Origin of the sequence: Bradyrhizobium sp. USDA 241 (genome assembly GCF_049739505.1) — a bacterium.
GTDB classification, from domain to species: Bacteria; Pseudomonadota; Alphaproteobacteria; order Rhizobiales; family Xanthobacteraceae; genus Bradyrhizobium; species Bradyrhizobium liaoningense.
On sequence record NZ_JBMGPZ010000005.1, the window covers coordinates 2,179,898 to 2,199,579 of the forward strand.

The window sequence follows — 19,682 nt, forward strand, 5'->3', positions numbered from 1 at the left end:
ATTGCGCACCTGAGAATCCATCGGGCCACAGAGACCGTCGCGAGATGGATTCCGGGTTCGCGCCAAGTGGCGCTCCCCGGAATGACGACGGTGGGCCTGGGCCTCGCGCATGTCAGCCCCGCCGTGCCTTTCCTTGACGCGCGCCGCCGTCTCGCGCGTTATCCAGCCAGGATTCCTCACCAGCCAAGCTCTCCGTGGCGCTTCCTCCGCTCGATTCCCCTCAATGGCAAAGTCCGTGGCGCGCGTTTGCGTGGGGACTGCGCTCGATCACGCAGACGATCCTCACCATCGTGCTGTTCGTGACCTATCTCGGCATCGGCGCGCTTGCCCACGACACCCATTTCAGCCTGCTCTGGGCGCTCGCCTCGACGCTATTCGTTTGGGCCGGGCCGGCACAGATCATCCTGATCACCACGCTCGGCTCCGGCGCGACCATCATCCAGTCGGCGATTGCGGTGACGGTGTGCGCCATTCGGCTGTTTCCGATGGTCGTGTCGGTGCTGCCGCTGATGCGGACGCCGACGACGAAACGACGCGAGCTGGTCTTCGCCGCGCATCTGACGGCGGTGACGCTGTGGGTCGAATGCCACCGCTTCCTGCCGCTTGTGCCGCGGGAGCGGCGCATCGCCTTCGTCCACGGGCTCGGCTGTGGCCTCGTTTCGGTGTGCCTCGTCGCCAACACCGTCGGCTATTTCCTCGCCGCCAATCTGACCCAGACGCTGGGAGCGGCGATCCTGCTGCTGACGCCGCTGTCCTTCCTGTTCTCGACCGCGCGCAACAGCCGCGAGGTCGCCGACGTCGTCGCGCTGGCGCTCGGCATCGTGCTCTATCCGCTGGCCGCGAAGATGAACTCGGGCCTCGACATCCTCGTCAGCGGCGTCGCGGCCGGCACGATCGCCTATGGCGTGCATTGGTGGCGGGAGGTGCGCGCATGAGCTACGCGCAGCTCATCGGCGACTGGCACGCGCTCGTCGTGCTGTTCGTCGCCGGCGTCGTTCCGAACCAGATCTGGCGCATGCTGGGGCTGTGGTTCGGCGGCGGCATCGACGAGGGCTCGGAGCTCTTGGTCTGGGTGCGGGCGGTCGCGACCGCGATCCTGGCCGGTGTCATCGCCCAGATCGTGGTGGAGCCGCCAGGGGCGCTTGCCACTGTACCTGACGTGCTGCGCTATGGCGCGGTCGGTGCCGGACTCGTGGTCTTCCTGCTGACCCGCCGCTCGATCTTCGCCGGCGTGGTCACGGGCGAAGTCTTCATGCTGGCCGGCAAGTGGTGGTTGGGCTAAAACCGCCGGCGAACAGCAAGGAACTGAAATATGGTTCGCGAACAGGAGCTCCGCGGGGGCGAGGTCGCCATCGAGCTGCCGCCGACGCAAGATGCCGGCCTCGTCTTCATCGGCCGTATCCGCACGCCCTGGACGTCGCGCCTGGAGACGCCGCGGCAGGGGCGTCAGGACGGCCCGATATGCCGGCTCAAGATCTTCGAGCCGTTCGTGCCGGCGATCAAGGGCGTCGATTTCTACAGCAATCTCGAAGTGCTCTACTGGCTCGACCAGTCGCGCCGCGACATCATCCTGCAAAGCCCGAAGAACAACGAGAAGACCCGCGGCACGTTCTCGCTGCGCTCGCCGGTTCGCCCCAACCCGATCGGCACGTCGATCGTGAAGCTGGTCGGCATCGAGGGCAATGCGATCCTGGTGCGTGGGCTCGATTGCCTCGACAACACACCGCTGATCGACATCAAGCCGGATCGTTGCGAGTTCACCCCATTGGCCGCGCCGCGAGCTATGGCGGAATCTGGGTGATGACGGTGTGAGGAAGGCGGCGTATCGAGGCGGGTGACGAGCCTGCCAGAACCTCTCGAGGAGAGCGATACGCCATGACCGAGACTACCAATGTTCTTGCTTTCCGTCAGCCGTCCGCGGTTGATGATCCACTGACCGATATCGTTCGTGCCGGCGCGCGGGACCTGCTTGCCAGGGCGATCGAGATCGAGGTTGGCGCGTTTCTGGCCAGCACGGCCAATCTGACGCTGCCCGACGGTCGAGCGCGCCTGGTCCGACATGGGCACGGTCCGGTGCGCGAGATTGCGACCGGCATCGGTCCGGTGGAGGTCGCTCGTCCCAAGGTCCGCGACCGCGGAGCGAGCGGGCGAGGCGACCGCCTCCGCTTCAGTTCGGCAATCCTGCCGCTATGGGCGCGGCGGACGAAGAGCCTGGATGCCTTGATCCCGGTCCTCTATTTGCGCGGCATCTCGACCGGCGACTTCCAGGAGGCGCTCTCGGCGCTGCTCGGCAAGGATGCGCCGAACCTGTCGCCTTCGGTGATCGCCGGCCTGAAGGCCGATTGGCAGGTCGAGTACGAACGCTGGCAGAGACGCGATCTGTCGGCGCGTCGCTATGTCTACATCTGGGCCGATGGCGTGTACCTGCAGGCCCGCATGGAAGATCACAGCGAATGCATGCTGGTGCTGATTGGCACCACGCCGGAAGGCAAGAAGGAGCTGATCGGCTTCCAGGTCGGCGTGCGCGAGAGCGCGCAGAGCTGGCGCGAACTCCTGATCGACCTGCGGCAACGCGGGTTACGGATTGCCCCGCAACTCGCCATCGGCGACGGCGCCCTCGGCTTCTGGAAGGCACTGGACGAGGCCTTTCCCGGCACGCGGCACCAACGATGCTGGTGCCATAAAGTGAGCAACGTACTCGACAAGGTCGCCAAATCCGTGCAGGGCCCCATGAAGAACGACCTGCGGAACATCTATCTGGCCCCACACCGGGCCGAAGCTGAAACCGCGATCGACGTCTTCGTCGAGAAATACCACGTCAAATACGGACGTGCGGTGGAGTGCCTGATCAAGGATCGCCATGCGCTGCTCGCCTTCTTCGACTTCCCTGCTGAGCACTGGATCCACCTACGCAGCTCGAACCCGATCGAGAGCGTCTTCGCCACGGTGCGCCACCGAACGGTGCGGACCAAGGGATCGCTGTCGCAACAAACTGCGAAGCTGATGGTGTTCAAGCTCATCGACGCCGCATCGAAGACCTGGCGGCGATTGAAGAGCACGAACCAGTTGCCGAAAGTCATCGCCGGTGTAAAGTTCATCGACGGAATCGAAGTCATTCCGAACACTGAAAGCCACGCCGCCTGATCAGGCCGCGTCACCCAAAATCAGCCATAGCTCCCGCGCCGCAGCCGGGGGATTTCCAGACGGAATGAGGATCAGCCCTTCAACGCCGCGATCAGCTTGGCCGCGTGCTCTTCCAGCACCTTGGCGTCTTCCATGCGGCTCGCCGGCGGCAGCATGGCGACACCGTCGCGGCGCGGCATCACATGCATGTGCAGGTGAAACACCACCTGTCCGCCGGCCGGCTCGTTGAATTGCTGCACGGTGATGCCGTCGGCGTTGAATGCCTTCATCGCGGCGGCGGCGATCTTATGCGCGCCGCGGGCGACGTGGGCGTAGTCGTCCGGCTTGATATCGAGGATGTTGCGGGCAGGGGCCTTGGGGATCACCAGGGTATGACCGGGGACGCGCGGCATGATGTCGAGGAAGGCGATGACGTGCTCGTCCTCGTAGACCTTGTAGCAGGGCAGCTCGCCGCGCAGAATCTTTGCGAAGATGTTGTTGGTGTCGTAGGCGGTCATGGTAGCTCCTCGGCGGCTCCTCGAGACTTTGCACTTACTGTCACCAGCGGCGGCGAGGCGTCAAGGCGCCTCATCGGCGCCCTTGCGGAACGGGCCGAGCTCGGCGAGCTCCCGTCCGGCCTCCGCGACATAGGCGCGCTCGCGCTTGAGGTAATCGTCGATGGCGCGGCGGAGTCCCGGATCGGCGATGAAGTGGGCGGAGTAGGTGGTGCGCGGCAGGTAGCCGCGCGCGATCTTGTGTTCGCCCTGCGCGCCGGCCTCGACATGCTTCAGGCCGTGTCTGATCGCGAAGTCGATCGCCTGATAGTAGCAGACCTCGAAATGCAGGAACGGATGATGCTCGACCGCGCCCCAGTTGCGGCCGAACAGCGTGTCCGAGCCGATGAGGTTGATCGCACCCGCGATCCAGCGGCCGTTGCGGCGGGCCATCACCAGCAGCACGTCCTCGCTCATGGTCTCGCCGATCAGTGAGAAGAACTCGCGCGTCAGGTAAGGCCGGCCCCATTTGCGCGAGCCGGTCTCCATGTAGAATTCGAAGAAGGCATCCCAGGCGTCCTCGGTGATGTCCTTGCCCGTCAGCGAGTGGATCGTGATGCCCGCGGCCAGCGCGTCGCGCCGCTCGCGCTTGATCGACTTGCGGTGGCGGGAGTTCAGCGTCGCCAGGAAATCGTCGAAGCTCGTAAACCCCTCGTTGTGCCAGTGGAACTGCTGGTCGGTGCGCTGGAGGAAGCCGTGCTCGGCGAGCAGCTTCCATTCGGCCTCGCGCGCAAAGGTGACGTGGACCGAGGACGCCTTGCTGACGCCGCACAGCGCCACCAGCCCGCTCGCCAGGGCCTCAGTGATCCGCTCGCGGTCGACGCCGTCGCGGACCAGCAACCGCGGTCCCGTGGCCGGGGTGAACGGCACCGAGACCTGGAGCTTTGGATAGTAGCGCCCGCCCGCGCGCTCATAAGCGTCTGCCCAGCCGCGGTCGAAGACGTATTCGCCTTGCGAGTGAGATTTCAGATAGCAGGGCACGACGCCGACGACGCGGCCGTCGAGCTTGGCCACCAGATGCCGCGGACCCCAGCCGGTGCGGATGGTCGCCGAACCCGATTTCTCAGCGGCGGATAGAAATGCGTGCGAGACGAACGGGTTATAGGCAGGACTTGAGAGGCTGAGGGAATCGCCTGGAAGGGCGGATGAGGTTCCCAGGCCATGCCCCTTGCAAGCCTTTTCGTTAAGAGCCTTGCCGGGATTGGCGCAAGCGTCCCAATCCTCGGGCGAGACTTCGCCGATGGACGGTACGGCCTCGAGCGTAATGTCGGATGATGCCATTGCGCCCAAGATCGTGCATTGCAGCAGCGACTTCAAGGGGTGGAGGAACACAGGTCTCGTGCCCCGGACGCAGCGCAGCGCGCAGCGGTGCGATGCAGGGCCGGGGCCCATCTCTCCGCTCAGCGTGCCGCCTTGCTGGGTCCCGGCTCTGCGCAGCAACGCTACGCGTTGCAGCGCTTCCGGGACACGAGACTGGCGCCGTACAGCGGCGTTCCCCTACGGCACGAACCCCTCAAAAATCATCTGGTCCGCATATTGGCCGACCCGCGTCCGCTGCTCCGGGGTACGCACGGTCCAGCCGAGCAGGGCGCAGCCGAAGACATTGCGCGCGATCCAGGGGGCGGGGGCCGGAAGGTGATCGACCTTGAAGGCGACGAAGTGGGGCTGGGTCCGGAAGCCATGGCGAAGGTACAGCATGCTGTCGCGCTGCTGCTGCGTCAGGTCAGCCCAATAGTCGTCTTCATAGGTCCGTTGCGCGACGATGCCGCGCGGACGGGAGGGCAGCGATTCGCGCAGCGCCAGCACCTGATCGGGATCGAACGACATGCCGACCGCCGGGCCGTCATAGGACGCCAAGACTTCGGCCATCCGCTTCACCAGCTTGCGGTCGCCGCCAAAATGACTCTTCACCTCGATCACCAGCGGCACGCGGCCGGCGACCATGGCGCAGAGGTCGCTGAGCGACATCATCCGCTCGTCGGTGTCCCTGAACCTGACCGCCTTCAGCTCCGCCGCGGTCTTCGAGATGACGTCCCCGGTGGCCTCGGTGAGACGGCCCAGCGCGTGGTCGTGATGCACCATGGCCTCGCCGTCGGCCGAGAGCTGGATATCGACCTCGATCGTGAAATTGCCCGCAATCGCAGCCTGCACCGCGCCCGGCATGTTCTCGACGATGCCGCGCGAAATGTCGTGCAGGCCGCGATGGGCGACCGGCCGGGCTGTCAGCCAATCCGGAGCACGCATTCGCGTCAGGCGACCTCGAACACGCCTTCGACCTCGACCGCGGCATCGGCGGGCAACGAGGCGACCCCGACCGTGGTCCGGGCATGGCGGCCCTTGTCGCCGAAGGCGGCGACCATCAGGTCGGAGGCGCCGTTGAGCACCTTTGGGCCGTCGAGGAAGTCCGGCGCCGAGTTGATGAAGCCGCCGAGGCGGACCACCCGCACGACCTTGTCGAGATCGCCGAGCGCCGCCTTGACCTGGGCCAGCAGGTTCACCGCGCAGCCGCGTGCGGCCGCCGCCCCCTCCTCGATGGAGACGCCAGCGCCGAGCTTGCCCTTGGCGATCAGCTTTCCGGCGGGGTCGAAGCAGACCTGGCCGGAGACGAACAGCAGATTGCCGGTGCGCACGAACGGGACGTAGTTGGCGACGGGGGTGGGGGCCTCATGCAGCTTGATGCCCTGTTCCGCCAGTTTCTGCTCGACCGTGCCCGCCATGTCCGACCTCGTTGTCCAAAATCATTGCCCCGGCGCGTCCGTTTGAAGGCCGGGCGCGCCCTGTTTCGCCCATCGTGCCGTCACATGCAAGCAACCGGAAGGGGGCGCATTTTGTTGAGGCAGGCCAACGTGAAGGGGCAACTTTACGTGAAACGGCCTCAGTTGCGACGCAATGGAACGGTCATTAAAATGTCGAATCTGCGCTTTCCTCAGGGAACAGACATGGTGCACCTTTTCCGGACTTCGCTCGGTGTGATGGCGCTCGCGGCGGCCGCTTTCGGCCCCGGCGGCGGGGCGCTGGCCGCCAATGGTCCGTTCCTCGCGCACCAGGCGCTGTATGACCTCAATCTCGTCAAATCGCGCTCCAATTCGGTCAACAGTGCCCGCGGCCGCATCCTCTACAATTTCACAGGGAACGCCTGCGAGGGCTATACCTCGGAATTCCGCCAGGTCTCCGAGCTCGACAGCGGCGAGGGCAAGGTCACGCTCAGCGATCTCCGCTCCAATTCCTGGGAGGACGCCGCCGGCAAAAGCTACCGCTTCAAGATCGAGACGCGCATGAACGAGGCGGATGCCGGCCGCGTCGACGGCTCGGCCGAGCGCGACGGCGACCACATCAACGTCAAGCTGAAGCTGCCGGCGCCGAAGAGCTTTACACTCGACGGCAAGGTCGTGTTCCCGACCGAGCAGATCCAGCGCATCATCGCCGCCGCCAAAGAAGGCAAGTCGCTGCTCGAGCTCTCCGTCTACGACGGCTCGGACGACGGCCAGAAAGTCTACAACACGCTGACCGTGATCGGCCAGCCGATCCCCGCCGACCGCGCCACCTCGTCCGATCCGTCGACCTCGGACGAGCACATGAAGTCGCTGAAGCGCTGGCCCGTCACCGTCAGCTATTTCGATCGCGACGCCCAGCAGAAAGAGGGCGAGCAGACGCCGGTCTATGCGATGTCGTTCGAGCTCTACGAGAACGGCGTCTCCCGCCAGCTCGTGCTCGATTACAACGATTTTGTGATCTCGGGTTCGATGGGCAAGTTCGACGTCAAGGACAGCAAGCCCTGCAATTGAGGGCTCGTTGCATCTAGCCCTCAACACCGTCTCCCGCTACGCTTCCTTCCAACCACAACTCCGGGAGGCAAGCACCATGCCCAAGCTCGACCATCTCCGCCCCAGCGGCCTGCATCACAATCCCGCTTACTCCCACGTCGTGACCGCTACCGGTGCGCGGACCATCTACATCTCCGGTCAGGTGTCGGTGGATGAGGAGGGGCGCATCGTCGGCGAGGGCGATATCGCCGCGCAGACGACGCAGGTGATGCAGAATCTCGGGCACGCCTTGAAGGCGGCGGGGGCGACCTACGCCAACATCGTCAAGATCACGACGTTCGTCGTGAACTACAAGCCGGAGCTGCGCCCGATCATCGGCAAGGCGCGCTCCGCCTTCTTCGAAGGCATGGAGCCGCCGGCCTCGACGCTCGTCGGCGTCTCCGCGCTCGCCGCGCCGGAATGGCTGATCGAGATCGAGGCGATCGCGGTCGCGGATTGATTTCGCTGCGCTCTATCTGGGCGACGAGTGCGTCGCCTTGGACATCTCCCGCAGAACAGCCATCGCCTCGTCGGCCCTGTCGGCGGGCACGAAGAGATGGTCGTGGTGGAAGGCCGAAACGGCATTCACGCTGATGCCGGCTTGGGCCAGACGTGACGTGACAGCCGCCAGAAAACCCACCGCATCGAGTGCGGAGCGAACGGTCAAGGTGATCAGGCGCGAGGGAAATTCATGGCGTAGTCCGGCACGCTCGGCCTGCTCGTGCAGCATCACCAGCGTTGTTCCTTCGCGTTCGCGGAACGTCAGCATCGGGCTGATGGTAGCTGGAATGCTCACGTTGGGCGCAAGCGTACAAAACACGAAGATGCCGTCCAGGATATCCGGATTCATGTTACTCAGCAGCGCGTCGAGATCGCGTTCACCCGTCATCACTCCTGCGCCTTTTCCGGCCCGTCATAGGCAATGCCGCGGATCACCGCGGCGCTGCCGAACTTCTTGCGCAGGCTGTCCACCGCGCGCTCGGCGTGCGCGGCGCGGCGGTCGAGCATGTCGGTGTCGTCGGCGGGCGAGCCGTCGCGCAGCGCGCTGACGCCGGCGCCCATCAGACGGAAGGCGGTGCCGTCGATCTCCTTGGCCAGCATCTCGCGGCAGATCGAGAAGATCTTTGCGGCGAGCTGGGTCGGGGCCGCAATGGACTGCGAGCGGGTGCGCTGGCGGAAGTCGGCGGTCTTCAGCTTCAGCGTCACGGTGGAGCCGGCGAGCTCGCTGCTTTTCAGGCGCGACGACGTCTTCTCGCACAGCCGCCACAGGATCTTCTCCAGCGTCGCGAAATCGCGGATGTCGGTCTCGAAGGTGGTTTCGCTGGAGATCGACTTGGCGCCGCGGTCAGGCTCGACGCGGCGGTCGTCGATGCCGCGCGCGAGCCGCCACAGCCGGCGGCCGTCGCTCGGAAACTGCCGCATCATCTCGATCTCGTCGGCCTTCTGCAGGTCGGCGATGATGCGGAAGCCGCGCTGCACGAGGCGTTCCTGCGTCGCTGGCCCTACGCCGAAGATGAAGCCGACCGGCTTTTCCGCCAGCATCAAACGGGCTTCCTCCTGGTCGAGCGCGGCGAAGCCGCGGGGCTTGTCGAGGTCCGAGGCGATCTTGGCCAGGAATTTGTTGCAGGACAGGCCGACCGAGACGGTGATGCCGATGTCGCGTTCGACGTCGCGGGCGAAGCGCGCCAGCACCTTTGCCGGGATCATGCCGTGCACCCGCTCGGTGCCGGAGAGATCGAGGAAGGCTTCGTCGATCGAGAGCGGCTCGACCTGCGGCGTCAGCGCCTGCATGGCCTGGCGCACCTCGCGGCCGACGCGGACATATTTGGCCATGTCCGGCCGGATCACGGTCGCATGCGGGCAGGCCTCCAGCGCCTTGAACATCGGCATCGCCGAGCGCACGCCATAGGTGCGTGCGATGTAGCAGGCGGCCGACACCACCCCGCGTTTTCCGCCGCCGATGATGACGGGCCTGTCAGCGATGTCAGGATTATCGCGCTTCTCGACCGTCGCGTAGAAGGCGTCGCAGTCGATATGGGCGATGGTCAGGCCAGCCAGCGCCCGGTGGCGGACGAGGCGAGGGGAACCGCAGGCCGAGCAGCGCCGCACCCCCATATCCAGATCGGCCAAACAATCCCGGCAGAAGCAGCGGGGCCCGGCCGGGTCGGGGGCGGTCACGGCACGTCGCGCTCCCAAGAGCGGTCGCCGAGCGCGTCCCCGAGGACCTGCCGCGCTGCGGCAACGTTGGTCGGATGCAGCTCCGAGGCGCTCGCGAAGGCCTTCACGGTGGCGTCATCGCGCAGCACGAAATCGAGCACGTTGAGGAGGAAATTCGGGTCCGAGGCGGCGTTCCGGAGGGTCTCCGGGCCCACACCTGTCTCGGCCAGGAACAGGCCCAACCGCTCGGGCTCGCTCGCGACGAACGACAGCGCCTGAATCGCAACGATTTCAGCGACTTCGCGGGGGTTGTGAACAGGCTTTTTCACGGGCCCGATTTGCCTTTCCGTTAACTTTCGGTGTCTACTTTGCATCATGCCCGAGTCTCGTGCCTGAGTCTTGCGACCCGGGGGGCAAGCAACTGGAAACCACATCGCAGAAAGTGGCCCCTCGGCTTTAACGAAACTAGAGCGAATCTGAGGCTAGTTTGAATCCAGTTTTCGAAGCGCCGGAAAGCGGCGCCTGAGGCGTCACATGTATCCGGCTTCGTGCCAATCAGGAGGACGGGATGGCTAAGACCGTCCTGATCGTGGAAGACAACGAGCTCAACATGAAGCTCTTCCGCGACCTGTTGGAGGCGCATGGTTATCAGACCTCCGGCACCAGCAACGGTTACGAGGCGCTCGATCTCGTTCGCAAGATGCGGCCCGACCTCGTGCTGATGGATATCCAATTGCCGCAGGTCTCCGGCCTCGAGGTGACGCGCTGGATCAAGGACGATCCGGAGCTGCGCGCCATTCCCATCGTCGCGGTCACGGCATTCGCGATGAAGGGTGACGAAGAGCGCATCCGCGAGGGCGGCTGCGAGGCCTATTTGTCCAAGCCGATCTCGGTCGGCAAATTCATCGAGACGGTCCGGCGTTTTATCGGATAGGAAGTGAGTTCAAAGTGTCCGCGCGTATCCTGGTTGTCGATGACGTTCCTGCCAACGTCAAACTCCTCGAAGCCCGCCTCTCCGCCGAATATTTCGACGTGATGACCGCTTCGAACGGCACCGAGGCGCTGGCGATCAGCCGGCGCGCCGAATGCGACATCATCCTGCTCGATGTGATGATGCCCGACATGGACGGTTTCGAAGTCTGCCGCCGCCTCAAGACCGATCCCGCCACGCACCACATTCCCGTCGTCATGGTGACGGCGCTCGACAGCCCCGCCGACCGCAACCGCGGCCTGGAAGCCGGCGCCGACGACTTCCTCACCAAGCCCGTCTCCGACGTCGTGCTGATCGCGCGCGTGCGCTCGCTGACCCGGCTGAAGATGATGACCGACGAGCTGCGCATGCGCGCCATCACCTCGCTCGAGATCGGCATGCAGACGCCGGAGCGCAGCGCCGTGGCCGACACCGGGAAGGGCGGCCGCATCCTGCTGGTGGACGACCGCGAGTCCTCCTACGAGCGGCTGGCGACCATCCTCGCTGCCGAGCACACCATCGATGTCGAGCCGAACCCGACGGAGGCGCTGTTCCACGCCGCCGAGGGCAATTACGACCTCCTGATCGTCTCGCTCGACCTCAACAATTTCGACGGCCTCAGGCTGTGCAGCCAGGCGCGCTCGCTGGAGCGCACGCGGCATGTGCCGATCCTGGCCATCGCGGACCCCGAGAACTCGACGCGGCTGCTCCGCGGCCTCGAGATCGGCGTCAACGACTACCTGCTGCGCCCGATCGACAAGACCGAGCTGCTGGCCCGCGCCCGCACCCAGATCCGCCGCCGCCGCTACACCGATCATCTGCGCGACAACGTGCAGAACTCGATCGAGATGGCGATCACCGACGCGCTCACCGGCCTGCACAATCGCCGCTACATGGAGAGCCATCTCGCGACCCTCGCCGAGCAGGCCTCGATCCGCGGCAAGCCCCTGGCGCTGATGATCCTCGACATCGACTATTTCAAGTCGATCAACGACAATTACGGCCACGACGCCGGCGACGACGTGCTGCGCGAGTTCGCGGTGCGCGTGCGCAAGTCGATCCGCGGCATCGATCTCGCCTGCCGCTACGGCGGCGAGGAGTTCGTCATCGTGATGCCGGAGACCGATCTTCACGTCGCCGGCATGGTCGCCGAGCGCCTGCGCCGCTCGATCGCGGGCGAGCCGTTCGCGATCCACAAGGGCACCAAGCGCATCGAGGTCACGATCTCGATCGGGCTCACCACGCTGGAGCGGAAGGGCGAGGCGGTTGCCGACGTCCTCAAGCGCGCCGACACGGCGCTCTATCGCGCCAAGCACGACGGCCGTAATCGCGTGGTGTCGCAGGCGGCGTGAGGCCGCCGCGAGACAAAACTGCGAAAACAACCCCATGCACAGTAGCTGGCGCCAGTCGGATCTAGGACTTATGCGGGCGCCAAAGAGGCATGCGCAAGCGGCCGGCAAAGCCGTTTGACTTGTCGGGCAAAACAGGAGCATTTTGCGAACATCGCGAAATGGTCCTGACGTGTAGTTAGGTGTCGACGCTTCCTCCACATCCTCACTGTCGTCCCTGCGAACGCAGGGACCCATAACCCCAGGGAGCGGTTATGGCGTGAGCTGGCAACCACGGGTCTTCGCCTAACTTCTCCCTGTGGTTATAGGTCCCGGCTCTGCGCTCCGCTTCGCTGCGCTTGTCCGGGACGACAGTGGTTATTGTGGCGCGCGCTTGTGCTGCTTCACCGCATCACCACCCACATCCACCCCCGCATTCCGCAGCAGCACCTTTGCCGCTTCCTTCGCTGCGCGCGCCATCGCCGGATCGTCGCGCACGAGGTCCTGGGCAATGGAGCCATCGACCAGCAGCACGAGCTGCGTCGCGAGCGCATCCGCGTCGGCGACGCCGAGTTCGGTCAACCGCTCGCGAAACCAGATGCGGCGGCTTTCCTTGAAGGCGATCGCGATCTTCTTCACGGCGCGGTCCGTGGGGCCTAGCTCGGCGACTGCATTGACGAACGGGCAGCCGCGAAAATCCTTCGCCGCAAACCGCCGCTCCAGCGAATCGAACGTCGCGAGAATCTGCTCGGCCGGCGGCTTGTCGGACGGGCGCTGAGCTACGAAGCGGCGCTCGAGATAGGCCGCGATCAGCGCGTCCTTGGAGGGGAAGTGGTTGTAGAGCGTGCGCTTGGAGATGCCGATCTCGGCCGCGATGGTGTCGACGCCGATGGCGCGAATGCCTTGCAGATAGAACAGCTTGTCGGCGGTCTCGAGGATCCGCTCTTTCATCGTCTGTTGTTTGGGCGGGGGAGCCATGCGGCAGCACGCGTCCTGTTCGCTTGACAGCACCTGACATCCATAGCCTATGTAAACAGGTCTGTGTACCCAAAATCAACGGCAAAAGCAGACGACGGCATTTGCGCCGTGCCGACGAGGGAGAAGAAAATGCCCCTGCTGCAGGTCCTGCGTCCGACATTGCCGATCCTGATCGGCGCATCGATCATGCTGACGCTGAGCATGGGGCTGCGGCAGAGCCTCGGCATCTTCATGCAGCCGCTGACGCATGACATCCACATTTCGATCTCGGATTTCACGCTGGCGCTGGCCGTGCAGAACCTCGCCTGGGGCTTTCTCCAGCCGCCCGCCGGCGCGCTCACCGCGCGCTACGGCTTCCGCCCGATCATGATCGCGGGCGCGCTGATGTACATTGCGGGGCTCGCGCTGATGGCAACCGCGAACGGACTCGTCAGCATCATGATCGGAGCGGGCGTGCTGATCGGAACTTCGCTCGCGTGCACCGCGGCGGCGATCGCGATGTCGGTGGCGGCGCGTGCGGTGCCCGCAACGGTACGCTCGACCGTGCTCGGCATCGTCTCCGGCGCGGGCTCGCTCGGCGCGCTGTTGTCGGCGCCGATCGGGCAGATGCTCAACGAGGGTTTTGGCTGGCGCATCGGCCTTGCCGGCTTCGTGATCATGTCGGTGCTGATGATCCCCGCTGCCTGGTATGCCGGCCGCGTCGACAGGATCCCGCTGCCGAAGCCGGCCGCCGACGAGATCGACGATGCCACGGCGGCGGCAGCGGCGAGGACCGCATTCGGCAATGCCTCCTTCGTGGTGATGACCTGCGCCTATCTCGTCTGCGGCATGCAGCTCGTGTTCCTCACCACGCACCTGCCGTCATATCTCGCGATCTGCGGCCTCGATCCCATGCTCAGCGCGCAGACGCTCGGCATGATCGGCGGCTTCAACGTGCTGGGCTCGCTGTTCTTCGGCTGGGCCGGCCAGCGCTGGAACAAGCTGGCACTGCTCGGCGGCATCTACATCCTGCGCTCGCTGGCGCTCGCCTGGTACTTCACGCTGCCGGCGACGCCGTTCTCGACGCTGCTGTTCGGCGCGATCATGGGCTTTTTGTGGATGGGCGTCGGCCCGCTGGTCGCGGGCGCGGTCGCCGAGATGTTCGGCCTGCGCTGGCAGGCGATGATCCAGGGCCTCGCCTTCATGAGCCACCAGATCGGCAGCTTCCTCGGCGCCTATGGGGGAGGGGTGCTCTACGATGCGCTCGGCTCGTACACCATGGCCTGGCGCATCGGCGTCGCGCTCGGCCTTGCCGGCGGCATCGTGCAGGTCGCGTTCGCGCTGATCCGTCCGTCGCAGCCGCCGGCGCCGGTGTTGCGGACGGCGTAGCAGGGCGACTGGTCGCTTTCGTCAGATTCACTTCAGCTACTCTTAGATATTAGAAGTTATTGTCCAAGATCGGCTTCATCTCTATTCCCGTTCGGCAATGCTATGAATGATCCCGAATCTGAGGAGTCCAAGACTCGACGCTTAGAGCTGGCCCCGGTTGTTTGGACAGCGCCCCGCTGGATTTAAGTGGATTCCTGCCGGGTTATGCTGAACGCGGGGCTTTACGGTTTTGTCGTTGCGTCGGGAGGGCGTAGCCCGACCAGAGCGACGACAAAACCGTCGGCGACGGTCATGCGGCCATCACCATAGCTTGCGTGCCGAAGTAAGCCTCGTCGGGCGTGCGCCCGTCAAGGCTCGAGTGAGGGCGTCCCTGATTGTAGAAGGCCAGATACTTGGCAATTGACGCTCGCGCCTCGGACACGCTGTCGTAGGCGCGGAGATATACTTCTTCGTATTTGACCGTGCGCCAGAGCCGCTCGACAAACACGTTGTCGCGCCAGGCGCCCTTGCCGTCCATGCTGATGGCGATCTTCGCGTCCAGCAGCACATCGGTGAACTCGAGGCTGGTGAACTGGCTGCCCTGATCCGTGTTGAAAATCTCGGGCCTGCCGTGCTTCGCCAACGCCTCCTGGACCGCTTCGACGCAGAAGGCCGCCTCCATTGTGATCGAGACGCGATGGGCCAGGACCCGTCGGCTGAACACATCGACGACCGCCGCGAGATAGACGAAGCCACGCCGCATCGGAATGTAGGTGATGTCCATTGCCCACGCATGGTCGGGCCGCTCGATCTTCAATCCGCGCAACAGGTACGGGTAGATCTTGTGACCCGGAGCCGGCTTGCTCGTGTTCGGGCGACGATAGACCGCCTCGATCCCCATGCGCTTCATCAGCGTCGCGATGTGGCGGCGACCGGCGTATACGCCCTCCCGCCGCAGCAACGATCGCAGCATACGCGCTCCCGCGAAGGGATAATCGAGATGCAGCTCATCGAGCCGACGCATCAAGGCAAGGTCCTCGGCCGAAACTGGCCGAGGTTCATAGTAGACCGTGCTGCGAGCCAGCTTCAGGACCTTCGCCTGGCGCACGATAGAAAGATCATGATCGCGGTCGATCATCGCTTTGCGCTCAGCAGGCCCGCCTTGGTGAGCGCGCCGGACAAAAAATCGTTTTCCAACGCCAGCTCGCCGATCTTGGCATGTAACGCCTTCAAATCGACCGGCGTCTCGGCCGATGTCTTGTCATGCCCAAACACGCCGGCGGCGCCTTCCAGGAGCTGGTTTTTCCAGATCGTGATCTGGTTCGGATGAACATCAAACAGTTGCGCCAGCTCCGCCAGTGTCTTGTCGCCTTTGACCGCAGCCAAAGCAACCTTCGCCTTGAATGCCGGAGAATGCGTCCGGCGGCTCTTCTTCGTCATCTTCGCTCCTGATTCGCAGCAAGAATCCTCGCCGCTGTCAGGCAGAAAATCCACTCAAGCTACTGTCCGAATTTGCGGGGCCAGCTCTCTTTGCGGCATTGGCGAGATGGAAGCGATGGCTCGTTCACCTCGGCATCATTAAGGCCCACTTCTTACTGATGAGCGATGCCGAAAGGCAAAATCTCAAGGACGATCAGACGAGACGATTGTTGGAAGATTGGCCGATGTGGAGCAGGTTGCTCGCTACAGCGGGGCTTTTGGTCGCCGCGATTGCCGGCCCCTTGCAATCTTACCTGTTCGGACACTTGACGATTGGGTCGAGTAAGCTCGGATGGACCAGATCGATTGTTCCCTCTGAAGAACCTACGCTTTTCGTTGCAACATTGCTCGTTCTAGAGTGCCCTTTGGTTTGGATGCTCTATCTCACAACCAAGATTTTCTACTTCAATGGTAGTCGGTCATCACTCACGCGATAGGTGGGCCCACACGAGGGGCACACATCCCGGTGGCATTCCTATTGTCAGAACTGACAGAGGTGGCCTGAGATAAACAGTCAGATTGTCAATAGTCTGTGGTCTGAGCCCCTCGCTTCATCCAGCAATGGAAAGAGTCCCGGTTGAATATGAGCCCAAGGGGCTCGGTGAAGCAACGGGGCGGGGCGCGGAGCCCTCGGCATAGCGCAGCGTCCCGTCCCGTTGCGGCCCAAGAGCGTTGCGTTTGGCGTATTCGGTCGGCGTGAGGTTGCCCAGGGCGCTGTGCGGCCGGGCGTTGTTGTAGTCGTCTTTCCAGGCCGCCAGCACGGCTCGCGCCTGTGCGAGCGAAGTGAACAGCGTTTCATTGAGAAGTTCATCGCGCAGGCGGGCGTTAAAGCTCTCGATGAAGGCATTCTGGGTCGGTTTGCCGGGCGCGATGTAGTGCCACTCGATCTGCCTCTCTTGGCTGAAGCGCAGCACGGCCATTCCGGTCAGCTCAGTGCCGTTGTCGGACAGGCACATCGCCGGCCGGCCGGAGGGTGTCAGTAACTCGGTGTAAGATGGTTTCTGTGAGTTTACCTTTGACAGGAGACTCACATGGCTACGGATTTTTCACCTGAGATTTTGGACCAGCTTCTTGCCGGGGGCAGCCTCAAGCCAGAAGACTTAGCCGGCGAAGACGGGCTTTTCAGACGACTGAAGAAGGCGCTTCTGGAGCGCGCACTGGGTGCGGAGCTGACCCACCACCTTGGCTATGAGAAGGGCGACCCGGCGGGCCGCGGGTCGGGCAACAGCCGCAACGGCACAAGCAGCAAAGCGCTGTTGACGGACGACGGCGAGATCGAGATCGAGGTGCCGCGCGACCGCGCCGGCACGTTCGAACCGGTGATCGTCGCGAAGGGCCAGACCCGCTTCGACGGCTTCGACGAGAAGATCATCAGTCTCTACGGGCGGGGCATGACGGTACGGGAGATCCAGGGCCATCTGGCCGAGCTCTACGGCACCGAGGTGTCCCCCGATCTGATCAGCAAGGTCACCGACGCGATTCTCGACGAGGTCCGCGAATGGCAGAGCCGGCCGCTGGAAGCGATCTATCCGGTGGTCTTCTTCGACGCGCTCAGGGTCAAGATTCGCGATGAGGGGATGGTCAAGAACAAGGCAGTCTACGTCGTGCTGGGCATCACTGCATCGGGCGAGAAAGACGTGCTCGGGCTTTGGATCGAGCAAACCGAAGGCGCCAAATTCTGGCTCAAGGTCATGAACGATCTGAGGAACCGCGGCGTCGCCGACATCCTGATCGCCGTCGTCGACGGTCTGAAGGGCTTTCCCGAGGCGATCAACAGCGTCTTTCCCAAGGCGATGGTCCAGACCTGCATCGTGCATTTGATCCGCAACAGCCTATCCTTCGTGTCCGGGAAGGATCGCAAGGCGATCCTTCCCTCGATCAAGGCGATCTATCATGCCGAGAATGCCGACGCCGCTCTGCTCAGGCTCGAGGACTTCGAAGCCGAGTGGGGCAAGCGCTATCCCGCGATCGGGGCGGCCTGGCGCCGGGCGTGGGAGCACGTCATTCCGTTCTTCGCCTTCGCGCCGGAGATACGCAAAATGATCTATACCACCAACGCGGTCGAGGCGCTGAACCGTTCGCTGCGCAAGATCATCAAAACACGCGGCAGCTTCCCCAACGACGAGGCGGCGATGAAGCTGCTTTACCTCGCCATCAGAAATGCCGGCATCCATTGGCGACGACCGGTTGCATGGACGGCCGCAATGGGCCAGTTTGCCATCCAGTTCGGCGAGCGCTTTGCAGGCTCAGCGGACTGACCCCATGGGGTCAGTCCGCTGACCCCGCAAACCCCTCACAGAGACGCTCTTACACAAAACTTCTGACACTCCCGCCGGCCGCGCCAGGCAATGATGACATCGAGCTCGCGTGTGACCCGCAGGCCCGACAGCGAAGTATCGGCGACGAGCGCCAGGCATTCGCGAGTGAAGTCGTCGACCACAGCCAGAATCCGGAACCGTCGGCCATCGGCGAACGCATCCGACAGAAAGTCGAGACTCCAGCGCTGGTTGGCGCCTTGCGGGATCGCCATTGGCGCCCTGCTGCCGAGCGCCCGTTTACGGCCGCCACGCCGGCGGACTTGCAGCCGTTCCTCGCGATACAGACGTCGAAACTTCTTGTGGTTCATGACCAGCCCCTCGCGGCGCATCAGCACCAGCAGACGACGGTAGCCGAACCGGCGGCGGATCGCCGCCAGCTCGCGCAGGCGGGCGCGTACGGCCGCATCATCGGCTCGCCCGTTGCGATAGCGCACCGATGCGCGATCTGCCCCCAAGGCTTTGCACGCCCGCCGTTCGCTCACTTCGAAGTTGGTCCGCAGATGAGCGACGGCCTCTCGCCTCGCGGCGGGCGTCACCATTTTTTTGACGCAACGTCCTTGAGCATGGCGTTGTCGAGCATTGCCTCGGCCAGGAGCTTCTTCAGCTTGGCGTTCTCGTCCTCCAATGCCTTCAGCCGCTTGGCATCGGATACCTCCAGGCCACCGTACTTGGCCTTCCATTTGTAGAATGTTGCGCTCGAGATCCCGTGTTTGCGGCAGACATCAGCCGTCGCCACACCCGCCTCCTGCTGCCGCAAAATCCCGATGATCTGCTCTTCCGTGAACCGACTTGGCTTCATGGTCCATCTCCTCAGAGGTGACGGACTCTACCCATTCTTGGAGGAGTTTGCGGGGCTCAGACCATCTGCCATCACCCGCGGCCGCCGTCTCAGTGACCCAGACCGACCGATCACGTTTGCCGGGATACGAGCCACAGAAACCTGCTCACTTGCGTGGCAGGGAAACAGCCTAGCCACCCAAGCTCGGTTCTTCACGAGAAGATTCAGCGGGACGAGGCCCAAATCCATCGGGAGCCATGTTGCAATCTGCCCTGCTGGACTTGTCGGACGTCAAGTCCTCTCATCACAAAACCGGTAGCACGCCCCTCGCCACAGGGACTAAGACATGGAATGGGCGGGCCATACGACGCATTGGACACTTGAGACCGGAGCTAAGATGTGGCTGAGGACCAATTCCGGATTTCACGATTATCCACCGGCAGGAACCGACCTGCCGATCATACTCGGTGATGCAACTGTCATCAGCACCTGGGTGGTGAGCTCGTCGCCGAGCAAGCTTGTCCTTGAGCTGGACGACGGTCATTTCCGAAGTCTGACGCCGGGCGCTTCACGCCTATCGCCTCGCGGATTTCCTGGCTCAGAGTGGATCGTGCAGCGGCGCGTGTAGCTAAGCGGTAGGCCGCTCGTCACGCGTCGAACGAAACGATTTGTACCGATCAATCTGGTTTGCAAGGCGAACCCAGCTTTGCGACAGAGACTTCAGGAGTCTTGCTTCAGTCTCGTCGCGCGCTGATTGCATCAAGCTGAGGCATTCAATGGACTGGGCTCGACAATGTTTCACCGTTTCCATGAATGCTGCTCTCATCCCGTTGCCAAACCTGTTAGC

The 19,682-nt window shown here is 63.9% G+C and carries 19 protein-coding genes and 2 pseudogenes; 10 read left to right on the forward strand and 11 right to left on the reverse strand.

Annotation, left to right across the window (positions count from 1 at the left end; genetic code table 11):
- Window positions 1-194: 194 nt before the first annotated feature.
- From ABIF91_RS32260 to ABIF91_RS32275, 4 genes are all read left to right on the forward strand, one after another.
- Window positions 195-935 (forward strand): AzlC family ABC transporter permease, encoded by a 741-nt coding sequence (locus ABIF91_RS32260; protein WP_424579598.1) that lies wholly within the window; start codon window positions 195-197, stop codon window positions 933-935.
- A complete protein-coding gene (locus tag ABIF91_RS32265) occupies window positions 932-1,282 on the forward strand; it encodes an AzlD domain-containing protein (RefSeq protein WP_028177883.1) in 351 nt (116 codons plus the stop codon). Before ABIF91_RS32260 ends, ABIF91_RS32265 begins: the two co-directional genes overlap by 4 nt.
- A 30-nt stretch (window positions 1,283-1,312) precedes the next feature.
- Window positions 1,313-1,801: a tRNA (N6-threonylcarbamoyladenosine(37)-N6)-methyltransferase TrmO gene (gene tsaA / locus ABIF91_RS32270; RefSeq protein WP_424579599.1), complete on the forward strand. Its 489-nt coding sequence runs from the start codon at window positions 1,313-1,315 to the stop codon at window positions 1,799-1,801.
- A 74-nt stretch (window positions 1,802-1,875) separates the two neighbouring features.
- The gene (locus ABIF91_RS32275) at window positions 1,876-3,144 is read left to right on the forward strand and encodes an IS256 family transposase (protein ID WP_424579600.1); all 1,269 of its coding nucleotides are present in this window, start codon (window positions 1,876-1,878) and stop codon (window positions 3,142-3,144) included.
- A gap of 71 nt (window positions 3,145-3,215) precedes the next feature.
- Here the strand turns inward: ABIF91_RS32275 and ABIF91_RS32280 are convergent, their stop codons facing one another.
- From ABIF91_RS32280 to ABIF91_RS32295, 4 genes are all read right to left on the reverse strand, one after another.
- Window positions 3,216-3,641 (reverse strand): HIT family protein, encoded by a 426-nt coding sequence (locus ABIF91_RS32280; RefSeq protein WP_028177881.1) that lies wholly within the window; start codon window positions 3,639-3,641, stop codon window positions 3,216-3,218.
- 60 nt (window positions 3,642-3,701) lie between these two features.
- Window positions 3,702-4,958 (reverse strand): GNAT family N-acetyltransferase, encoded by a 1,257-nt coding sequence (locus ABIF91_RS32285; RefSeq protein ID WP_028177880.1) that lies wholly within the window; start codon window positions 4,956-4,958, stop codon window positions 3,702-3,704.
- A gap of 216 nt (window positions 4,959-5,174) precedes the next feature.
- Complete coding sequence (locus tag ABIF91_RS32290; protein WP_028177879.1) at window positions 5,175-5,921, reverse strand: glycerophosphodiester phosphodiesterase; 747 nt, start codon at window positions 5,919-5,921, stop codon at window positions 5,175-5,177.
- 5 nt (window positions 5,922-5,926) lie between these two features.
- Window positions 5,927-6,394 carry a RidA family protein gene (locus tag ABIF91_RS32295; RefSeq protein WP_008130072.1) on the reverse strand — a complete coding sequence of 156 codons (468 nt, stop codon included), beginning with the start codon at window positions 6,392-6,394 and terminating at the stop codon, window positions 5,927-5,929.
- Between the two features lie 222 nt (window positions 6,395-6,616).
- Here ABIF91_RS32295 and ABIF91_RS32300 point away from each other — a divergent pair, with 222 nt between their 5' ends.
- Window positions 6,617-7,462, forward strand: coding sequence for a cell envelope integrity EipB family protein (locus ABIF91_RS32300; RefSeq protein WP_028177878.1), 846 nt, complete (start codon window positions 6,617-6,619; stop codon window positions 7,460-7,462).
- A 76-nt stretch (window positions 7,463-7,538) separates the two neighbouring features.
- A complete protein-coding gene (locus tag ABIF91_RS32305) occupies window positions 7,539-7,940 on the forward strand; it encodes a RidA family protein (protein ID WP_028177877.1) in 402 nt (133 codons plus the stop codon).
- Window positions 7,941-7,952: 12 nt separating this feature from the next.
- On the opposite strand, the gene ABIF91_RS32310 is transcribed toward ABIF91_RS32305, so the two are convergent.
- Genes ABIF91_RS32310 through ABIF91_RS32320 form a run of 3 tightly spaced genes read right to left on the reverse strand, consistent with a single transcriptional unit; the run spans window position 7,953 to window position 9,966 of the window.
- The gene (locus ABIF91_RS32310) at window positions 7,953-8,369 is read right to left on the reverse strand and encodes an ACT domain-containing protein (protein WP_028177876.1); all 417 of its coding nucleotides are present in this window, start codon (window positions 8,367-8,369) and stop codon (window positions 7,953-7,955) included.
- Window positions 8,369-9,658 (reverse strand): DNA polymerase IV, encoded by a 1,290-nt coding sequence (locus ABIF91_RS32315; RefSeq protein WP_028177875.1) that lies wholly within the window; start codon window positions 9,656-9,658, stop codon window positions 8,369-8,371. Before ABIF91_RS32315 ends, ABIF91_RS32310 begins: the two co-directional genes overlap by 1 nt.
- On the reverse strand, window positions 9,655-9,966 hold the full coding sequence (locus ABIF91_RS32320) for a DUF3572 domain-containing protein (protein ID WP_028177874.1): 312 nt from the start codon (window positions 9,964-9,966) through the stop codon (window positions 9,655-9,657). The genes ABIF91_RS32315 and ABIF91_RS32320 overlap by 4 nt, the downstream gene beginning before the upstream one ends.
- Window positions 9,967-10,205: 239 nt before the next feature.
- Here ABIF91_RS32320 and ABIF91_RS32325 point away from each other — a divergent pair, with 239 nt between their 5' ends.
- Window positions 10,206-10,571 carry a response regulator gene (locus ABIF91_RS32325; protein ID WP_028177873.1) on the forward strand — a complete coding sequence of 122 codons (366 nt, stop codon included), beginning with the start codon at window positions 10,206-10,208 and terminating at the stop codon, window positions 10,569-10,571.
- Window positions 10,572-10,585: 14 nt separating this feature from the next.
- A complete protein-coding gene (locus ABIF91_RS32330) occupies window positions 10,586-11,959 on the forward strand; it encodes a PleD family two-component system response regulator (protein WP_028177872.1) in 1,374 nt (457 codons plus the stop codon).
- Between the two features lie 354 nt (window positions 11,960-12,313).
- On the opposite strand, the gene ABIF91_RS32335 is transcribed toward ABIF91_RS32330, so the two are convergent.
- Window positions 12,314-12,913 (reverse strand): TetR/AcrR family transcriptional regulator, encoded by a 600-nt coding sequence (locus tag ABIF91_RS32335; protein ID WP_028177871.1) that lies wholly within the window; start codon window positions 12,911-12,913, stop codon window positions 12,314-12,316.
- Between the two features lie 129 nt (window positions 12,914-13,042).
- Between ABIF91_RS32335 and ABIF91_RS32340 the strand changes: the two genes are divergently transcribed.
- Window positions 13,043-14,281: an MFS transporter gene (locus ABIF91_RS32340; protein ID WP_028177870.1), complete on the forward strand. Its 1,239-nt coding sequence runs from the start codon at window positions 13,043-13,045 to the stop codon at window positions 14,279-14,281.
- A gap of 289 nt (window positions 14,282-14,570) precedes the next feature.
- On the opposite strand, the gene ABIF91_RS32345 is transcribed toward ABIF91_RS32340, so the two are convergent.
- Both ABIF91_RS32345 and ABIF91_RS32350 read right to left on the reverse strand, forming a co-directional pair.
- A protein-coding gene (locus ABIF91_RS32345) for an IS3-like element ISRj2 family transposase (RefSeq protein WP_129557670.1) occupies window positions 14,571-15,700 on the reverse strand; the annotation gives its coding sequence in 2 pieces (ribosomal slippage) (window positions 14,571-15,448 and window positions 15,448-15,700; 1,131 coding nt in all).
- Between the two features lie 590 nt (window positions 15,701-16,290).
- A pseudogene (locus tag ABIF91_RS32350) lies at window positions 16,291-16,722 on the reverse strand (integrase core domain-containing protein); the annotation flags it as partial.
- Window positions 16,723-16,770: 48 nt separating this feature from the next.
- On the opposite strand from ABIF91_RS32350, the gene ABIF91_RS32355 reads away from it, so the two are divergent.
- Complete coding sequence (locus ABIF91_RS32355) at window positions 16,771-17,997, forward strand: IS256 family transposase (protein ID WP_424579601.1); 1,227 nt, start codon at window positions 16,771-16,773, stop codon at window positions 17,995-17,997.
- A gap of 74 nt (window positions 17,998-18,071) precedes the next feature.
- Here ABIF91_RS32355 and ABIF91_RS32360 read toward each other — a convergent pair.
- Window positions 18,072-18,856 (reverse strand): annotated as a pseudogene (locus tag ABIF91_RS32360) (IS3 family transposase); the annotation flags it as partial.
- Between the last annotated feature and the right edge of the window lie 826 nt (window positions 18,857-19,682).